Annotated in this window: 18 protein-coding genes; 15 read left to right on the forward strand and 3 right to left on the reverse strand. The window is 49.4% G+C overall.

The window, feature by feature from the left end:
• The first annotated feature begins 40 nt into the window (after positions 1 to 40).
• Together V7P87_RS02490 and V7P87_RS02495 are read left to right on the forward strand one after the other, a co-directional pair.
• Positions 41 to 1,675 carry an ABC transporter permease gene (locus V7P87_RS02490; RefSeq protein WP_333796021.1) on the forward strand — a complete coding sequence of 545 codons (1,635 nt, stop codon included), beginning with the start codon at positions 41 to 43 and terminating at the stop codon, positions 1,673 to 1,675.
• A complete protein-coding gene (locus V7P87_RS02495; RefSeq protein ID WP_333796022.1) occupies positions 1,675 to 2,721 on the forward strand; it encodes an ABC transporter ATP-binding protein in 1,047 nt (348 codons plus the stop codon). The genes V7P87_RS02490 and V7P87_RS02495 overlap by 1 nt, the downstream gene beginning before the upstream one ends.
• An 18-nt stretch (positions 2,722 to 2,739) precedes the next feature.
• Here V7P87_RS02495 and V7P87_RS02500 read toward each other — a convergent pair whose 3' ends face one another.
• The 3 genes from V7P87_RS02500 to V7P87_RS02510 all read right to left on the reverse strand — a co-directional run bounded on the left by V7P87_RS02500 (position 2,740) and on the right by V7P87_RS02510 (position 6,175).
• Positions 2,740 to 3,510 carry a substrate-binding periplasmic protein gene (locus V7P87_RS02500; RefSeq protein ID WP_333796023.1) on the reverse strand — a complete coding sequence of 257 codons (771 nt, stop codon included), beginning with the start codon at positions 3,508 to 3,510 and terminating at the stop codon, positions 2,740 to 2,742.
• Between the two features lie 135 nt (positions 3,511 to 3,645).
• Positions 3,646 to 4,815, reverse strand: a complete 1,170-nt coding sequence (locus V7P87_RS02505; RefSeq protein ID WP_333796024.1) for an E22 family MetX-like putative esterase — start codon at positions 4,813 to 4,815, stop codon at positions 3,646 to 3,648.
• Positions 4,816 to 4,873: 58 nt separating this feature from the next.
• Positions 4,874 to 6,175 (reverse strand): GntP family permease, encoded by a 1,302-nt coding sequence (locus V7P87_RS02510; protein WP_333796025.1) that lies wholly within the window; start codon positions 6,173 to 6,175, stop codon positions 4,874 to 4,876.
• Between the two features lie 149 nt (positions 6,176 to 6,324).
• Between V7P87_RS02510 and V7P87_RS02515 the strand changes: the two genes are divergently transcribed.
• The 13 genes from V7P87_RS02515 to V7P87_RS02575 all read left to right on the forward strand — a co-directional run bounded on the left by V7P87_RS02515 (position 6,325) and on the right by V7P87_RS02575 (position 17,182).
• Complete coding sequence (locus V7P87_RS02515; RefSeq protein ID WP_333796026.1) at positions 6,325 to 8,562, forward strand: TonB-dependent receptor; 2,238 nt, start codon at positions 6,325 to 6,327, stop codon at positions 8,560 to 8,562.
• 72 nt (positions 8,563 to 8,634) lie between these two features.
• Entirely contained in the window at positions 8,635 to 9,282 is a 648-nt protein-coding gene (locus V7P87_RS02520; protein ID WP_333796027.1) for a response regulator transcription factor, read from the forward strand.
• Positions 9,283 to 9,440: 158 nt separating this feature from the next.
• Entirely contained in the window at positions 9,441 to 10,931 is a 1,491-nt protein-coding gene (locus V7P87_RS02525) for a GGDEF domain-containing protein (RefSeq protein ID WP_333796028.1), read from the forward strand.
• Positions 10,932 to 11,804: 873 nt separating this feature from the next.
• A complete protein-coding gene (locus V7P87_RS02530; protein ID WP_333796029.1) occupies positions 11,805 to 12,224 on the forward strand; it encodes a hypothetical protein in 420 nt (139 codons plus the stop codon).
• 107 nt (positions 12,225 to 12,331) lie between these two features.
• A complete protein-coding gene (locus V7P87_RS02535) occupies positions 12,332 to 12,775 on the forward strand; it encodes a hypothetical protein (RefSeq protein ID WP_333796030.1) in 444 nt (147 codons plus the stop codon).
• 84 nt (positions 12,776 to 12,859) lie between these two features.
• Positions 12,860 to 13,174 carry a hypothetical protein gene (locus tag V7P87_RS02540; RefSeq protein WP_296294745.1) on the forward strand — a complete coding sequence of 105 codons (315 nt, stop codon included), beginning with the start codon at positions 12,860 to 12,862 and terminating at the stop codon, positions 13,172 to 13,174.
• A gap of 97 nt (positions 13,175 to 13,271) precedes the next feature.
• On the forward strand, positions 13,272 to 13,577 hold the full coding sequence (locus V7P87_RS02545) for a putative quinol monooxygenase (RefSeq protein ID WP_296294743.1): 306 nt from the start codon (positions 13,272 to 13,274) through the stop codon (positions 13,575 to 13,577).
• A gap of 63 nt (positions 13,578 to 13,640) precedes the next feature.
• A complete protein-coding gene (locus V7P87_RS02550) occupies positions 13,641 to 13,964 on the forward strand; it encodes a hypothetical protein (protein WP_333796031.1) in 324 nt (107 codons plus the stop codon).
• Between the two features lie 61 nt (positions 13,965 to 14,025).
• The gene (locus V7P87_RS02555; protein WP_333796032.1) at positions 14,026 to 14,454 is read left to right on the forward strand and encodes a hypothetical protein; all 429 of its coding nucleotides are present in this window, start codon (positions 14,026 to 14,028) and stop codon (positions 14,452 to 14,454) included.
• A gap of 116 nt (positions 14,455 to 14,570) precedes the next feature.
• Positions 14,571 to 15,062, forward strand: a complete 492-nt coding sequence (locus V7P87_RS02560; protein WP_333796033.1) for a hypothetical protein — start codon at positions 14,571 to 14,573, stop codon at positions 15,060 to 15,062.
• Between the two features lie 182 nt (positions 15,063 to 15,244).
• Positions 15,245 to 15,565 carry a hypothetical protein gene (locus V7P87_RS02565; protein ID WP_333796034.1) on the forward strand — a complete coding sequence of 107 codons (321 nt, stop codon included), beginning with the start codon at positions 15,245 to 15,247 and terminating at the stop codon, positions 15,563 to 15,565.
• 118 nt (positions 15,566 to 15,683) lie between these two features.
• On the forward strand, positions 15,684 to 15,917 hold the full coding sequence (locus V7P87_RS02570; protein ID WP_333796035.1) for a hypothetical protein: 234 nt from the start codon (positions 15,684 to 15,686) through the stop codon (positions 15,915 to 15,917).
• Positions 15,918 to 16,228: 311 nt separating this feature from the next.
• The gene (locus V7P87_RS02575; protein WP_333796036.1) at positions 16,229 to 17,182 is read left to right on the forward strand and encodes an alpha/beta fold hydrolase; all 954 of its coding nucleotides are present in this window, start codon (positions 16,229 to 16,231) and stop codon (positions 17,180 to 17,182) included.
• Positions 17,183 to 17,188: the final 6 nt, after the last annotated feature.

Raw genomic sequence — 17,188 nt, forward strand, 5'->3', positions numbered from 1 at the left:
ACTTGTTGTTTGTTCTGCTGTTATCTTCGGGCTGCCCTTGATGCAATTCACTAAATTGCATTGGCGGCAGCTGCCGTTGTTTGTGGTGGTGGGGCTGCTGCTGATGCCGCTGCTGGTGGTCTTTAGCAGCCTGCTTAGCCCCGATCTGGCGCTGTGGCAACATCTGCTGGCCACTGTACTGCCGGATTATCTGCAAAATTCGTTGTTGCTGGCCGCCGGTGTTGGTGCCGGTGCTTTGTTGCTGGGCACCAGTCTGGCCTGGCTGATTGTGTTTTTCCGTTTCCCAGGCCGCAATCTGCTGCAATGGTTGTTGTTATTGCCGATGGCGATGCCGGCTTACATTATTGCCTACAGCTACACAGGTTTGCTGGATTTTGCAGGGCCAGTGCAAAGCCTGCTGCGGGATCTCTTTGGCTGGCGTTACGGCGATTATTATTTTCCGCAGGTGCGCTCTTTAGGCGGCGCTATCTTGTTGTTATCGCTGGTACTTTACCCTTATGTTTATTTGCTGGCACGCAGCGCTTTTGCCAGTCAGTCAGAGCGTTTGGCTGAAGCCAGCTTAAGCCTGGGTTTTACCAGGCGACAGCATTTTTTCCGTGTGACTTTACCTATGGCAAGGCCGGCGCTTATTACCGGCACAGCCCTTGCGATGATGGAAGCTTTTGCCGACTATGGCACAGTGCAATATTTTGGTGTGCCCACTTTAACCACTGGTATTTTCCGCACCTGGTTTGGCATGGGCCAACAACAAGGTGCGGCACAGTTGTCGGCGTTACTTTGCACCTTAGTGCTGGCGCTGATTTATCTGGAACTGGCGTCGCGCCGTCAGCTGCATTTTTATTATACCGGTCAGACCCATAGCGACATTAAAACCCATCAGGTGCAGGGCATCCGGGGTTATCTGTTATTGCTGCTGGCGCTGCTGCCTTTGCTGCTGGGTTTTGTGATCCCGGCGCTGCAGCTGGCTATGCTGGCGGATTGGGCAGCGCTTTTAAGCAGCGATTATGTACTGCTGTTGTGGCACAGTTTTAGTCTGGCTTTTGCCGCTGCCCTGTTGGTGGTGGCGCTTGCAACCTGGCTTTGTTATGGCCTGAGGTTAAACCGGCACTGGCTGGTGCAGCTGCTGATCCGTTTAAGCGCTATGGGTTATGCCATTCCAGGTACTGTGATTGCCATTGGTGTAATGTTGCCGCTGGCTTTTGTGGATAACGAGCTCGATTTATTTGCCGAACAATATTTTGGTGTGCGCACCGGTTTATTGTTTTCCGGCACTGTAGTGGCCTTGTTGCTGGCCTATGCAGTGCGTTTTCTGGCGGTGGCTTTGCAGGGTATTGAAGCAGGGCTTGGGCAAATTAAACCCAGTATGGATCAGGCCGCCCGTTCGCTAGGTCTCACGCCCTTGCAGGTGTTGTGGCGGGTGCATGTGCCTTTATTGCGTCCTGCAGTGTTAACGGCGTTATTGCTGGTATTTGTTGATGTGCTGAAAGAGCTGCCGGCCACTTTGTTATTAAGACCTTTTAACTTTAATACGCTGGCGGTGAAAAGTTACGAGCTGGCGTCTGATGAGCGGCTTGCTGATGCTGCGCTGCCAGCGCTGACCATAGTGCTGGTTGGGCTTGGGCCCGTGCTGCTATTGACCAGAGCGCTGGATAAAAAATCTTCTGTGGGGCACTAATGCTGGAACTTCGTCAAATTGCTGTGGCTTATCAGTCTTTTACCGTGGTGAAACAGGTGTCCTTTCAGCTGGCACCCGGTGAAATTGGCTGTTTGGTTGGCCCGTCCGGTTCAGGCAAAACCAGTTTATTAAGGGCCATTGCCGGTTTTGAAGCTGTGCGTCAAGGGGAGGTGCTGCTGGATGGTCAACTGGTCAGCAGTTCCACTCAGATGCTGCCCGCTGAAAAACGTCAGATAGGTGTGGTGTTTCAGGATTATGCCCTGTTCCCGCATTTAACAGTGGCGGAAAACATCAGTTTTGGCTTGCACCGGCAGAATAAAGCGCAGCAGCAGGCTAAGGTGATGCAGTTGTTGCAGCTGGTGGGGCTCGAAGGTATGGGCAACCGTTTTATTCATCAGTTATCCGGTGGCCAGCAGCAGCGGGTGGCGCTGGCCCGTGCTTTGGCGCCTGAGCCAAGGCTGTTATTGCTGGATGAGCCTTTTTCCGGCCTGGATGCCGATTTACGCGATTCACTGGCCAAAGATATCCGCACCATTTTAAATCAGCTGGGCATTACCGCTGTGATGGTGACGCACGATCAACACGAAGCTTTTGCCATGGCCGACTGGATTGGTGTGATGGCACACGGCATGTTGCAGCAGTGGGGCACGCCTTATCAGCTGTACCATCAGCCGGCCAACAGATTTGTTGCCGATTTTATTGGTCAGGGCGATTTACTGACAGGCCGCATGCTGGACTCATCCAGTGTACAAACCTGTTTAGGGGTGTTTCGCCAGGCGGAGCCAACAAAGCTCACGGCCGGAACCACAGTAGATTTACTGGTGCGCCCCGACGATATTTTGCATGACGATCAAAGTCCACTGCGTGCCAAAGTGCTCAGCCGGGCATTTCGTGGGGCCCATATGTTGTATCAGCTGGAAGTGGGGGATGGTGAAAAAGTCAGTTGTCTGGCGCCCAGTCACCACCAGCACGCCATAGGTGAATATATTGGCATCAGGCCGGAAATTGATGATTTGGTTTGTTTTGCCAGGGCGTCAATAGGGTAAATCTGCGCTAAACGTTTGTTATTCTTCCAGATAACGCCGGTAAATTTCAGTGCCTTTGTTTTGAATTTGCTGCTGCCATAGAAGTTCTGCCAGCTTTTGGTGTTGTTTATAAAACTTCTGACTGAAAATTAAATACCCTCTGCTGTCGTACAAAGGCGGATATAAAATTTTCAGGCCGCGCAAACTGATTTGTGCCGGGCTCACTTTTAAATCGCCAATCTGACAAAGCCTGGTAATGGCATGGATACGGCCTTTTTCCAGCAGATCCAAATCCATATCGCTGGAGCTGGTGTAGTGCATGGTAAATTTTTGTGGGAATTTGCTTTTTAATGGCGCATAACCCAGGGGCCTGGCCACCACCAGCTGGTCGATGCCGGTCAAACCTTCGTTTGTCCATTGCCAGGGGGCGTCCTGCCGGCTGACCAGACAAGTGTGATGCAAATTAAAAGCCCGGCTTGGGTCGGGTTGGCCATCGCGGTAAGGGAATACGGCAAATTCGGCGCGTTCTGTGCTGTAACTGCCCACCACAGCATCAACGTCCCCTGTGGCAAGAGATGCCAGGCAACGTTTCCAGGGCAGCCGGGTTAACTGCAGGCTAAGACCCGGCACTGCCGCCACCAGCTGCTGCACATGTTCAATGGTCGCGCCCGGGTTTTGTTGACGCACTTCAGCGCTATTGCCGTAATAATAGGGCGCTAACTCTTTGTCTTCATAGCAAAACTGCAGAGGGACTGCGGCCTGAGCCGACCAGGCGACAGTCATACTACACAGCAGCAGGATCCTGCCCATAACCGGTTCCGGGTGAACAAACATGGCCACAGTATAGCGCCGTGTGGCGCAAATTCCCCCAGCTTTTGCTGGCTTTTATCCGGCTTTCTCGGGTTATACCAGGCAAAACCGGTTGCCCCGGCCAGTGGCCGGCGGCTAATTTAAAAAGGTGCGGATCTGCTCGCCAACAGTGGCAATATTCAGCAGTCCATCCAAATGCCCCCACTGACCCGGAATTTCAGTCAGCTGTGCCTGATTGCCGGCCTGTTGTAACAGTTGCTGGCTGTTTTTGGACATCTCTGGTGTTAACAACAAATCGCCACTGGCTGGCAAAAACAAGGTTTTGGCACTGATTTTGGCCAGTGCCTGTGGCCAGTTCTCCTGCATCCCCACCCGCCATAACTGTGAAGCCCGCACCAGATACAAAATATGATTGGCATCCTGCAAGGCGGCGCGCGCCGCTGCGGTTTGGCGCAGCTGTTGCCATGCGGTTAAATCAGTCCGGATATCCAGATGGGCCTTTTGATCAAGGGCTGGCGACTGGTACTTTTGGTTAAAACCCTCAGGGTTAGAGGCGTCCTGGGTGATATAAGCAAGTGCGGTAATTAAGCCAGCAGTGGGTTGGGCGGCTTTGCCATAATAATTGCCTTGTTGCCAGTTGGGGTCGGCTTTAATAGGTTCGGCCCAGCGCTCAAGGCGCACCGCACTCCAGCTGTCGATATAAGCTGTGCCTATGGCGGCTATTAAACGCTTAACTTTATCGGGGTAACGGCTGGCCCATTCAATGGCCTGAAAAGATCCCATCGAAGGGCCGATCACTGCATAAAGTGTGTGGATGCCTTTGCTTTCTAAAAAGGCTTTTTGTACTTCGACAAAGTCGGTGATGGTCACTACCGGAAAACTCAGGCCATAAGGCTGGCCAGTGGCCGGGTTGATGCTGGCAGGGCCTGTGGTAATGACATTGGGGTCTTTGACATTGGCGTTCACCAGGGTATCCATACTGACCACATAAAATTTGTTGGTATCAATGGCTTTGCCAGGGCCAATAATGGCATCCCAATAACCGGGGGCCGCGTCCGTACTCTGGTATTTGCCGGCGGCGTGGGAGGTGCCGGAAAAATAATGGGTGATCAGAATGACATTGGATTTATCGGCATTGAGTTGGCCATAAGCTTCCCAGCCTACTTTCAGATCCTGAATCGTTTTGCCATTTTGGGTTTGAAATTCTTTTATTTCAAACTGCTGTTTTTTCACTAATAACTCGGCCTGTGCCAAAAGCGGCAGCCAGAAAAAACAACAGCAGACCACAACCAACCACAGACGCATCTGCAACTCCTTTAGCTCAGGCCCAGGTTAACACCCGGGCCAATGCCAGCGTTAAAAATTAAATCCACTGAAACAATACAATGGCGAGCACAGTGCCGATGAAAGGCACCAGTACTGTCACTACAGCCACAGGCCAATACGCATTGTGATGGCTTTCACCACAGATAGCACGGATGGTGGTCACCACATAACCGTTATGCGGCAGAGAATCGAGTGCACCTGACGAAATGGCCACCACACGGTGCAGTTGCTCTGCATCCACACCACGCTCTAAATAAGTGGGAGCAATTTCCGGCAGCGCAATCACCTGGCCACCCGAGGCTGAACCTGTAACACCTGCTATCACACTGACTGCAACCGCAGCACCCAGCAGCTCAGGCCCAGGCAGTGCCACTACGGCATGCACGATTTGGTCAAAAGCCGGTGTTAATTTGGCCACACTGCCAAAACCCACCACAGCCGCTGTGTTACCAATAGCCAATAAAGCGCCGGTAACACCGTCGTTTAAGGCTTTATCCAGATTCTGCACAAAACGGCGGTTTAGTGAGTAAAGACAAAGCACACCTGCGGCCAGCGCCACAATCAGCGCCGCCTGTTGCAGACTATGGTGCAGCAGATTCGACAACAGCAGCACCACAATCAGCGGAATAATGCCCAGCAGCGGGTGTGGCAAAGCCCGTTCGCCGACCACAGGGTCGCTGTCGCGACCAATAAAATGTTCACCCTGATCAACAGCTTTATTGATCATTTTTTTCAGCAGCGCATAACCCAAAGCCGCCATAAAAATCGCCACCACCACACTGACTTCCCAGCCGGCATAAGGGGAGGTTTTTAAATATTGAATCGGGATCCAGTTTTGAATTTCCGGTGAGCCGGCCGAGGTCATGGTAAAAGTCACGGAGCCCAGCCCCAAAGCTGCCGGAATAAAACGCCTCGGCAGATTGGCATCTTTAAATAAACTCACCGCCATAGGGTAAGCGGAAAACGCCACCACAAACACACTGACACCACCGTAAGTCAGCACAGCGCAGGCCAAAACCACAGCGGCCACCGCATGGCTTTTGCCCAGTTTGTTGATAATGGCCAGCGCCACAGCATCGGCCGCGCCTGTGTGCTCCATTAATTTGCCAAACAAAGAACCCAATAAAAACATTAAAAACCAGCTGCTGACAAAAGATGCAAAACCATTCATATAACCGTGCACAAAGTCGGTCTGGCCGGCAATTTGCCAGAATGGAATACCGTTGGTAACAGCCACCAGGAGCGCACACAAAGGCGCCAGAATAAACAGGTTCACCCCACGCATGGTGAGTACTATCAGCAGTAGCAAGCCGGTCAGCAAGCCCAGGAGACTCAGCATAAACAAATCCTTATCGGTTTTTTTTGCAGTCTGATCTATCCGTTAGCACATCTCTATAGTACTAAGGTACAGATTAACATTTGGTCAAATCGGCCTAGAGTAGAAAACACTAAAACACCAATAACCGATTGATCAGCAGGAGAAGCCCGATGGCTCATAACAATAAAACAACCCGTCTTTTCCAACCCGATATGCTGGCGCTGGCCGTCAGTACTGTCTTATTTGGTGCTGTATTACCCGCCACAGCACAACAACAAAACAACGACGCCGCTGCCAAAAAAGAAGACGCAGCGCTAGAGGTGATTCAGGTCACAGCACGGCGCACTGCAGAAAACCTGCAGTCGGTGCCGGTCGCTGTAACTTCTATTGGTGCTGAAGATTTAAAACAACGGGGTATCGAAAACATCACCACAGTGCAGCAATATTCACCCAACACCACAATGCAGGTGTCGCGTGGTACCAACAGCACTTTAACGGCTTATATCCGCGGTATTGGCCAGCAGGACCCACTCTGGGGTTTTGAACCAGGTGTGGGTATTTATATTGATGACGTGTATATGGCGCGGCCACAGGGTGCGGCTTTAGATATTTATGATGTGGAGCGGATCGAAGTATTACGCGGCCCACAAGGCACTTTATATGGCCGCAATACCATAGGTGGTGCGGTAAAATACGTGACCAAAGCGCTGTCGGGTGACAACGAATTTGCTGTGCGCGGCACACTCGGCAACTATGGCCAGAAAGATGTCAAACTGTCGGGTCAAACTGCTTTAACCGACAAGTTATTTATTGGTGCAGCCGGTGCCGTGTTAAGCCGTGACGGTTTTGGTACTTACCTGAACACCGGTGATGAAAACTACAACAAAGACATCACTACAGGCCGCTTAAGCCTGCAATATCAGGCCACTGACAACTTACGTTTTAGTTTTGCCGCTGATGAAACTCAGGATGACTCCAACAGCAAAGGCGGCCATCGTTTAACCCCCAGCCTGCTGACCAAAGAAACACCACCGGCAAATGTGTACGACTCGAACACCAGCATGCCGGTCGACAACTCGGTCGAAACCAGCGGTCAGTCGTTGACTATGGCCTGGGATGTCAATGACGACTGGACCATCAAAGCAGTGTCAGCGCGCCGTGAAGGCGTGACCGACACCAATATCGACTTTGACTCTACCCGTTTGCCGTCTTTGGATGTACCGGCTTTTTATGAAGATGAACAAACTTCACACGAGCTGCAGTTTTTATATAACAGCAGCAAGCTGAAGTTTGCCTCAGGTCTGTATAAATTTGACGGTGAAGCCTGTGGTGCTTTTGGCACTGTGATTGTGGCAGGCGCAGGTGTGACTGTGGAAAACGGTGGTTGTGTGGATACCGATTCAATGGCCGCTTATGCCCAGGGCACCTATCAGTATGACGAAAAATGGTCATTCACCTTAGGTGGCCGTTATACCGAAGATGACAAAGACGCCCGGGTGTACCGTTATATGTATCTGGGGTACAAACTGCCGCGCGTTCCTGTTGCTGCCAAACCACTGCAGGTACAAACCGACTTTGAGAAAAGCGCCAGCTTTAACCATTTTTCACCCCGTGTTGGTTTTGAGTATCAGGCCAATGACGACCTGATGGTCTACGGCAGCTACACCGACGGTTTTAAATCCGGTGGTTTTGATATGCGCGCTGTGAAGTCACTGAACCCAAGTGCCGACGAGCCTTATCAGCCGGAAACTGTGGATACCTTTGAGCTGGGGATTAAAAGTGAGTGGCTGGAACGCCGCCTGCGTTTAAATGCCGCCGTATTTGCTGCTGCTTATGATGATATGCAGGTGACAGTACAAAGGGCTGTTGGCAATAACGTGGCCTCTCAGGTATTAAATGCCGCCAGTGCCGATATTAACGGTATTGAACTGGAAGCCACTGCTGTTGCCACTGATGCACTGCAATTTAATCTGATTGTGGGTTACACCGACGCCAAATTTAATGAAGTGATTTTTTATGACGCGGCCAGTAAAACCAGCACCGACGTGTCAAATCTGTGGTCTTTTGCCAACACACCAGAGCTGACCGCAACTTTAGGCACAAAATATACGGTAGCTATGATGGGGGGCGAGCTGGTGCTCAACGCCAATCTGGCGCATCGCAGTGAAACGCAGATTTTTGAACTGCCTTCAGTGCTGGACAGCGGCGGTTATACACTGCTGAATGCCGGTGCCACCTGGTATTCACCAGACGGTCATTGGGATGTGTCGTTGCAGGGCCGTAACTTAGGTAATAAACAGGTGCGTATTGCCGGTTATAACTTCCCGCTGCTGGCAGGGGAACAAACCATTACCGCTTATTACAACGACCCAAGAACAGCCAGTCTGAGCGTCGGTTATCGGTTCTGATGCGAAAAGATGTTGCCGGGGCTTTTGCCCCGGTTCATCATCAGCTTCTGCTTGTGTTAACAACGGTTTTGTATGATTGCCATTATTGCTGATGACCACCCGTTATTTCGTGTTGCATTGTCGCAGGCGCTGCAGGCTATTTTAGGCCCGCAGGCTGAGCTTTTTCAGGCGCACAGTATGGCGCAGCTGTGGCCTTTGCTTCGATCTTACCCCGATACCCAACTGATTTTATTGGATTTAAAACTACCAGACGCCGAAGGTTTTGCCGCTCTAACTGCACTTCGTACCGAATATCCCGATATCAGTGTGTTGATGGTGTCGGCCATTGAAGACCCCGCTGTGATTAAACAGGCGCTGCAACTGGGCGCTGCCGCTTATTTACCTAAATCTGCGCCTTTGGAAGTCTTGTCAGAAGCCGTGAGCGCTGTGCTGGCAGGTGAGCGCTGGTTACCGGTTGAACTCGCTACATCGGTTTCGCAAGCTGCTGATTTAATTGACCAACAATTTGCCAGCGCGCTGGAGCAACTGACACCGCAGCAATTTAGGGTGTTAAAAATGATTGCCGACGGCCTGCTGAACAAACAAATTGCTTATGAAATGAATGTGCAGGAAACCACAGTCAAACAACATGTTTCGGCCATTTTGCGCAAATTGGACGTGAATAACCGTACTCTGGCTGGCATTATGTTTGAAAAACTCAAACTGCCGGATAATCTCTGAGCCTGCTGCTTGCGGGCATTTTGGTGGCATTGTTTTGCCGGTAATAAAAAGTACTCGCCAACTGCATTTGAGCTGATATGCTGATGAAATCAGTTTCAGGCAGCAGATAAGGGTTAAAGCCTGGCTATTTAACCCCGGATTGCAGGTAGTACCGCCCCATGAGCAACTTTCCACTGTTATCATCACAAAGCAGCACGGCGCCCTGGCTTGACTGGCTCAGACAGGACCGCTGGCTGGCGAAGAGCTGCCTGCAGCTGTTATTGCTGTTGTTGTGGTTATTGGTGTGGCAGCTTGGCCGGCTGGTGGAATATACCGAACACGCCAGTGTCTGGTTTCCGGCTTCAGGCTTAAGTTTTGCTGCTTTGTTGCTATTTGGTCTGGCCGCTGTGCCTGCGTTAGGTGTGGGTGCTGTGCTGATGACGCTGTGGACAGTGCAGCATTATCAATTGCCGCTGGATGGCGCCGAAGCTGTACGTGCCGGTATTTTATTTGCCGTGGCACACTTGTTACCTTATGGTTTGGGTGCTTGGCTGCTGCGGGTCTTGCTGCAGCAGGGGCAACGCCATCTGCCCAAACTCATTATTATGTTCCTGCTGATTGCGGCGTTGAGTTCTTTAGCAGCAGCTGCGGCTGTGATCACACAATTGGTGTGGTGTCAGATGTTGCCGGCCGATGCCGTACTCGGTACCTGGCTGCCGTTCTGGATAGGCGATATGGCCGGTGTGATAGTGCTGGCGCCATTTTTTATTATGTTGCTCAGCATGTTCCACCGTAGTGCAGTGCGCCGTTTGCACGACATGCTGGACTTGCAAAAAATTCAGTGGAGCCGGCCCTTATTTGCCAAATTGCTGCTGAATATGCTGCTGCTCACCTGCGCTATGATGCTGGCGCAATTATTCCACACCGACAATAGTGCTTTTGCCATCTTTTTCCTGGTGATCCCACAAATGTGGCTGGCTTGCACCGAGAGTGCCAGGCTGAATGTGCTGAATCTGGCCCTTTGTAGCTTTTTAATTGCCTTTTGGGTGCATGTGTTTGATTTGTTTGAGTTTGTAATGGTTTATCAGTTTGCCATTAACGTGATAGCGGCCAACACCTTATTTGCCATGGCACTACCTACATTAATTGAAGACAACACCAGGCTGCGCCGTATGGCCTTTACCGACAAAGTGACCCGGGTGGCCAACCGCGAATGGCTGGAACAACAAGCCAGCATTGCCATAGCACGGGCACAAAGGGTGCAGCAGCCGTTGTCGCTGATGGTGTTTGATGTGGACCACTTTAAAAATATCAACGACTTATACGGCCATCAGCTGGGCGATCAGGCGTTGTTATTGGTCTGCCAAACGGCCCAGCAATGTTTAAGGCCGTCAGATTTGCTGGCCCGTTATGGGGGCGACGAGTTTGTGGTGGTGTTGCCCGACACGCCATTGGCGCTTGCCCAGTTGATTGCCGAACGTATTGCCCGGCAATTACGCCAGGCCGCTTTTACCCAGGATCAACATCTCACCGCCAGTTTTGGTGTGACCGAATGGCAAGCCGGTGAAGACTACAGCACATTATTCCGCCGTGCTGACAAGGCGTTATATCAGGCCAAAGTGCAGGGGCGGGATCAGGTGGCCGTAATGGCAGCTGGGGATTTGGCTTAACTTGCAGTTTGGGCTTTTGTTTTCAGCTTGCAGCTGATGGCGCTGTAGCAGCGGGGACTCGCCCCCGCAGGCGAGTCACTTTTTGTGTCGACAAAAAGTGACGGAAAAAACGACCCCGGGTACGGTTCACACTCATAGGTGACACTTTAGTTCAACCACATAGGTGACACGTCTCTAATTTTTATTCTGCCTGCCCTGGTTTGGGATACGGCATTATTTGATGCCTGTGGCATGGCGTTTTAAAAGCTGTTTCGCCGCAAGGGCGAGCTACTTTCTTTGCTGACAAAGAAAGTAGCCAAAGACAAAATCACGCAAAGCGATTTTGGACAGCTTTAGCTGGCCCCGAAGGGGTGAGCAACTTCGTTGCGAACAAATCACCCCGGTAAGCCTTCGAAAGCCCGCTAAAAATCAAAAGTTTGAGGCGCCGCCTGCTCTTTAAAACCAAGGGGCGGCAAGCGCTAGCGTCGCTTGCCTCAAACAGTTGGCGTCTTAAAACCTCAAACTTCCGATTTTTATCGGCTTGTCTTAACGGGGAGGGAAAAGCATTGGCTTGGTGATTTGGTCTTCTGGTTAGTGTCAAACGCGTTCAAGAGCCACTTGTATTTACCTCACTTTAGCCAGACTAAAACACCACAAACCACTGCTTAAATAGCCAGTGGTTTGCTATGAGTTTTTTTCAGAACAAATTGCGTACTTGAAGTATAAATTTTGTCAGTGCAGTATTTATCGAATTTTGAAAAATAAGTTGAAAAATAGTAACTTAGGCTTTAGCTTGATATAAATAAAAATCACAAAAGAAGGCAGGGAAATGTCCTACTTGCGAGCGCTCCGCCTTCTATTAAGTTGTTAAGTGCCAATGCAAGGAGGATAAATTTGTTAAGCGTCAATGATCTCAAGGGATTGCTTGAAGTTAATCGTATAGTTACGTTGCCTTTTATAGTGGCTGCGTATTTTCAAGAATTCGGTTTTTCGCACTTTCCTAGTTGGGTAGCTACGGGGTCACCGATTTTTGCAGTTATTGCGTTCATGATTTTGGTTGTCGCTGCATTTCTTGCATCTTGGGTTTTATTCGACTTACTCAACTACCTTGATTTTTTGCTGGGGCGGTTTCAAGGGGTGTTGTGGTCTTTTGTTACGGTAACTCTATTGAGCTTTGCAATTTTGGGCTTTTTTATACCGTCAGAGAGTTTAAATATTCATATATCGTGGTTTATAGCCTCAGGCGCATGTGGTTTGTACCTGCTAGATGTCAAACGAAAAACAGATGCTATTTTGTCACGTTCAAGCACTTAACAAGTTGCTTAATTTCGTTCCGGCCACAAACAGCGTGGCCTCCACTGGACTGCCTACGCTGCGCTGCGGCAGCCAATTAGCAAAGCGTTATGCATAAGGGATTCATGATGCGAAAAATAATAATTCTAATTGCTCTGCTAGGCTTCTCTTCTAAATTATTTGCATATTGTGATGGTGGATACCCGAATGTTACTGTTGTCGACGAAATAAAAAAGGCAAATTTCGTAGCCATTGGAAAAGTCACATCAAGAAAGATTGTGGTTGACCCCATAGAAGATCCTGAAGGTTACGAGGCTGAGCTATTTCAGGTTGAAATTGAAAATGTCTTATATGGCACCCCTCCGGAATATGTAGTTAAAGGGTATCTGACTCTATATAACGTCAATACTTCAAGCCGCTTCAATATGGATGTAGGTGAAAGTTATCTAATGTTTGTATCGGAATACTTGGACGGTTTCTATATCAATAGTTGCGGTAATTCAGGAACAGTCATTAAAAGCAAAGAAGTTATCAAAACCATCCAAAAAATCGTTGGTGATAAACATGCATAACAAGGCCCGGCAGCGCGCAGCCTTCGGCTGCTGGACTCGCTTTGCTCGCCGCTGCGGGCGTCGTTATATGCCTACGAGGTTGTAATGGAAATCGAAGTCACAAGACCAAAACAATTTGCAGATATGGCTCGCGACTATCATTTGTTGGTGGACGGTAAAGAAATAGCTGTTATAAAACGTGGCACAACACAAAAAATAACCTTGCCTGAAGGTAGCAAAACGCTGAAGGCTGTTATTGATTGGTGTTCAAGCCCAGAATTTAATGTTTGTGATATTCGTTCTGGAAAAATTGTGCTGAAAAATTCTTTTGGATCTAACTTTTTTAAATCTATATTTCTGCCGCTCTATTACATTTCGTTAGGGAAAAATCGGTACTTAAAAATTGAAACCGGCATATAACAAACGCCAGCACAACGCGCCTTTGACGCTGAACCCGCAACAAGTTACTCGGGTGTGTGGCGGGCATTAGACGCCACAATAGACGTCCGGAGAGCCCATGAATAACTCAATCGTTATCGTCAGGTACCGTGCATTGCCAGCCCAGGTTGACACTGTACGGCGAGAGATCGCTGCTTTGGTTGCAACAGTCCGGGCCTCGGAGCCGGATTGTGGAGGTATCACCATGCTGCAGGACTCATCGGACCCGACAGCATTTACTTTGATTGAAACGTGGCCAAGCCAAGAGGTCTTTCTTGGTCCGCACATGCAACAGCCACACATCCAGTCCTTTATACAGGCCGCTGGCAAGTTTCTCGCCGGGCCGCCGGACATTTCGTTTTGGCAGCCGGTCGATGGTGCCTGACAATTCATTCAGGCCGAAGCCGATTTGCGGCTCGGCTTAATTCAAGCGTTAGGTGAATCGACTATGACTGAATTTTTGGTAGAAGTAGAAAGGGATAGCGTTTGTATGGGGGATGATTGTGCTGCTCCTCATGCATATAGCTTTAAAGTTTCAATCAATAGCACCTTAAGTGATGTGTTTGAGCATTTGGCGCGAAAACGATATCTGGCATCTGTGGCTGGAAAAAACCATAGTTGGGAAGCCGTGATAAAAAATAATCCGGTTGCGTTTTTTAAGGGAAACAATCAAGTACCAGAACATTCAGCTGTGTTGTCAGACAAGGTTTCTTTATACGCAATAAACGCTACTTTAAAAATCTGGTTTAAATACAATAGTGCAGTTTCATAAAGAGAAAAGCACATTACAAACTGCCGCTGAGCATAGTGTTATACATACAAGGAATAAGTAGATGGTTAAGTTAAAAAGTTATTTAATGGCGCTAATTTTAGGTATTGCACTGGCGTTTGCTTCTATTGTGATTGTTGGTTATGGCGCAGCAATATCAGTGTCTGCAGATCTTCTTAACATGCTTATGCCCATTTCCGCTTTTTTGGCCTTTATTGTGGTCGACTTTTTTATTATCGCGCTGCCGTTGGCATTGGCTTTTTTGTTGTTAGCTTATGCAACTAAGTTTGTTTTCAAAAGCGCGGACAATAAGTTTTATCTGTTCCTGCTTGCTCCCCTTGTTTTATTGCAGGGTTATTATCTTTTACAAGCGTCAGCAGAATTAAACGAGATAGTTTCAATGCTCCTGCGCTTTTTGTTATTGGCTATTTGTTATTACGTCATCGTTCGTAGTCATCAACCGGCAAAGGCCTGGCAAACACAGTCACAATAGGCCGCTATCTGGCCTGAGCCGGCTCCAGCTGCTTCCGGTCTTTGGCCGCTGCGCTTGTAACAAGTTGCCCGCCCTTGAGTTGATACTGAGGTGGGTGATACTGAGGTGATAGCAAGATGATAGTGAGCTGGGCAATAAAAGTTTCTGTAACTTCGATATGTTTTTTGACGGCCTGCTGTATTTATCCGGTCGCTTCTGCAGAGCAATCCACAGAGTTTTGTGATGTGCTTCAGGCATTTGTCGGTTCAGTCAAACCAGAGGAAACCAGGCAGTTGGTCTTTCGAACGTCCTGGGGGGCCAACTTTAAAGACACGCCGGGGGCGGCATTGCTTGCGAAGCGTTGTGAGCATGGAGATTATCCTGCGGCTAAAAATGTATGCAGCTATCTGATGGAGCATGCCTCAGCTGAGTTCGCAGCCGTTGCGGTAAAAAAGGCAATTTTATGCTTGTCGCCAGCCAGCAATCTTGATGATCAATTGACGATAAATAGTGCTTCCTTTTCCATTCATTATGGTTCGCAAGAGCGTGGTGCAATAGTTGATATCAGCCTGAGTGAAGACAGCGCAGTGGGTGGTATGGCTTTGAAGTTGGTCGCCGATGGCTATTAAACTCTGGTCGATTCAGACTTATCCAACCAAAGAAACAGAGTCAGCAGATGCAACACAGGGTTAAACCCAATGCAGACCTCATTGGTGAAATAAACTCTGACAAAGTGCAGCAATTTATATCTGGCGCCGCCCGGCGTTTGGTTTGCAGCAGCCGCTACGCGCAGCGTTAACTGGAGCAAATGATGCGTCCAGAACCCGCAGCTGTCGACAGTCCACTCATCGCTTTTATTATCGCGTCGCCGATAGTCATATTCGGTGACGGGCGAGCACAGGGCGGAATTTTATTGATGGTGGCAGGATTCTTACCTTTGTTCCTTTCTGGGCTGACCGTCTTGTTGTATTTAGTCCTGTCTAAATTGACTAAAGGCAGTTTTGCGATTTACGCACTCGCCGGGATCTTTTTGGGGGCTATATGCCGGACTTTATGTTTTCTTGCCGGGGGGCCGGCGTTTTTCGTTTATTTGGCCGTGCGCCAGCTTGATTGTTTTCAGGCTACTGATTAAAGGTCAAGTCGGGCGGTTTTGCGGCACCACTGAATAATCGCGGGTTCGGCGACGGTTTTTTTATTGCGGTTGAATTTTTACCATAACAATACCCATATTGCGGGTTGAGGGATTTTTCATGATTGACAAATTTACACTGAATGACGGCCATATTCATGAGGCTATTGATCGGATTGATGTTGCCATCCATTACCTGCAGGCAAGTCTGGCTGAACATGCGCTTATCCAGGCTGTTGCCGGGTACCAGGCCAAAGTGCAGGATGCCATCAACATTTTATCGGACTTATATCAGGAGATAGGTCGGAACAATCAGATTGCGGATATTGCAAAACAACAGCGGCAAAGCCTTTGAATTTTGGCAAAAAGGTAAAATATTGCGCTGATTTGCTCATCTGATTTCTGGCCAGGGCCGCATTAAGCTTATGTGCGCTGATGCCGCGCAGCCTTAAGCTGCAGGTGAAGCGTGCGGTCTGATTGCTTTTCCCTCTGCTTTTTGTCTGCGGCGCTGTTTAAATATGCTGCCGCAAAAATTCTTTTTTAGGTTAAGTTATTGTTATTAATAGCTAAAACTGAGTTTTAGAAAATAATTTAAATTATTTTGTCACACCCTGCGCTGCTGCTGCGACTTGTTAAGGTAACCCATATTCAACAAAGGATACCGTTATGCAAAACCACAAAGCGCACAGCAGCAACACCCCGGCCGATGATAAAAACGTCAAAGCCAAAGCCAATGTTAGTTTTTGGACTTATTTTGCCATTACCATGAGTATTGTAGCGGGGGCCATTTTGCCTCAGCTCAAAGCCGCCGAGCTGAATACAGCCGCAAGTTTTCATGTGGAGGTGATTGGCGAAGGCAAACCTGTACTGATGATTCCGGGCCTGATGTCTGATAGCCGGGTGTGGCAGCACACTGCGGCCGCTTTAAAACAGGATTATCAGCTGCATCTGATCAGTGTGGCCGGTTTTGCCGGCACGCCAGCCATTGAAGGTGAGCTGTTACCAAGGCTACAGCAGGATTTACTGCATTATATGGACGAACAACAACTGCAAAAACCTGCTGTGGTTGGTCATAGTCTGGGCGCCTTTATGGCCTTTGCACTGGCAAGCGCAGCACCTGAGCGTATCGGCACTGTGGTGGCTGTGGATGGCTTGCCTTATTTAGCACCCATCTTCAGCCGTGATCCGGCAACGCAGGTGGCCGACATGCAAAGCCAGGCGATACAGCTGAAGAATTATTATCAGCAATTAAACGGCGAACAACTCAAAGCTGCTGCAACCCAGGGCATTGAGATTCAAGCCAGGGCTGCGGGGCATCAACAGCTGGTGCTGGCAATGGCGGCGGCTTCTGACGGCCCAAGTGTGGGTCAGGCTATGTACGAACTGCTCACCACAGATTTACGGCCAAAGGTGGGCGCCATTCAGAGTAAAGTCTGGCTGTTGGGTGCCAGCGGTGCCTTGCCGGCGCCTTATCAGGAACAAGCTAAGGCATTGTATCAACAGCAAATTTCCGGCATTGCAAACGCCACTTTACTGATGAATACTGGCAGCCGCCATTTTATGATGCTGGATGAACCTGAGTGGTTGATCAGCCAGTTGCGTCAGGCTTTACAGGAGTAACCCGCC

Source organism: Rheinheimera sp., assembly GCF_036782235.1.
Classification (GTDB): domain Bacteria; phylum Pseudomonadota; class Gammaproteobacteria; order Enterobacterales; family Alteromonadaceae; genus Pararheinheimera.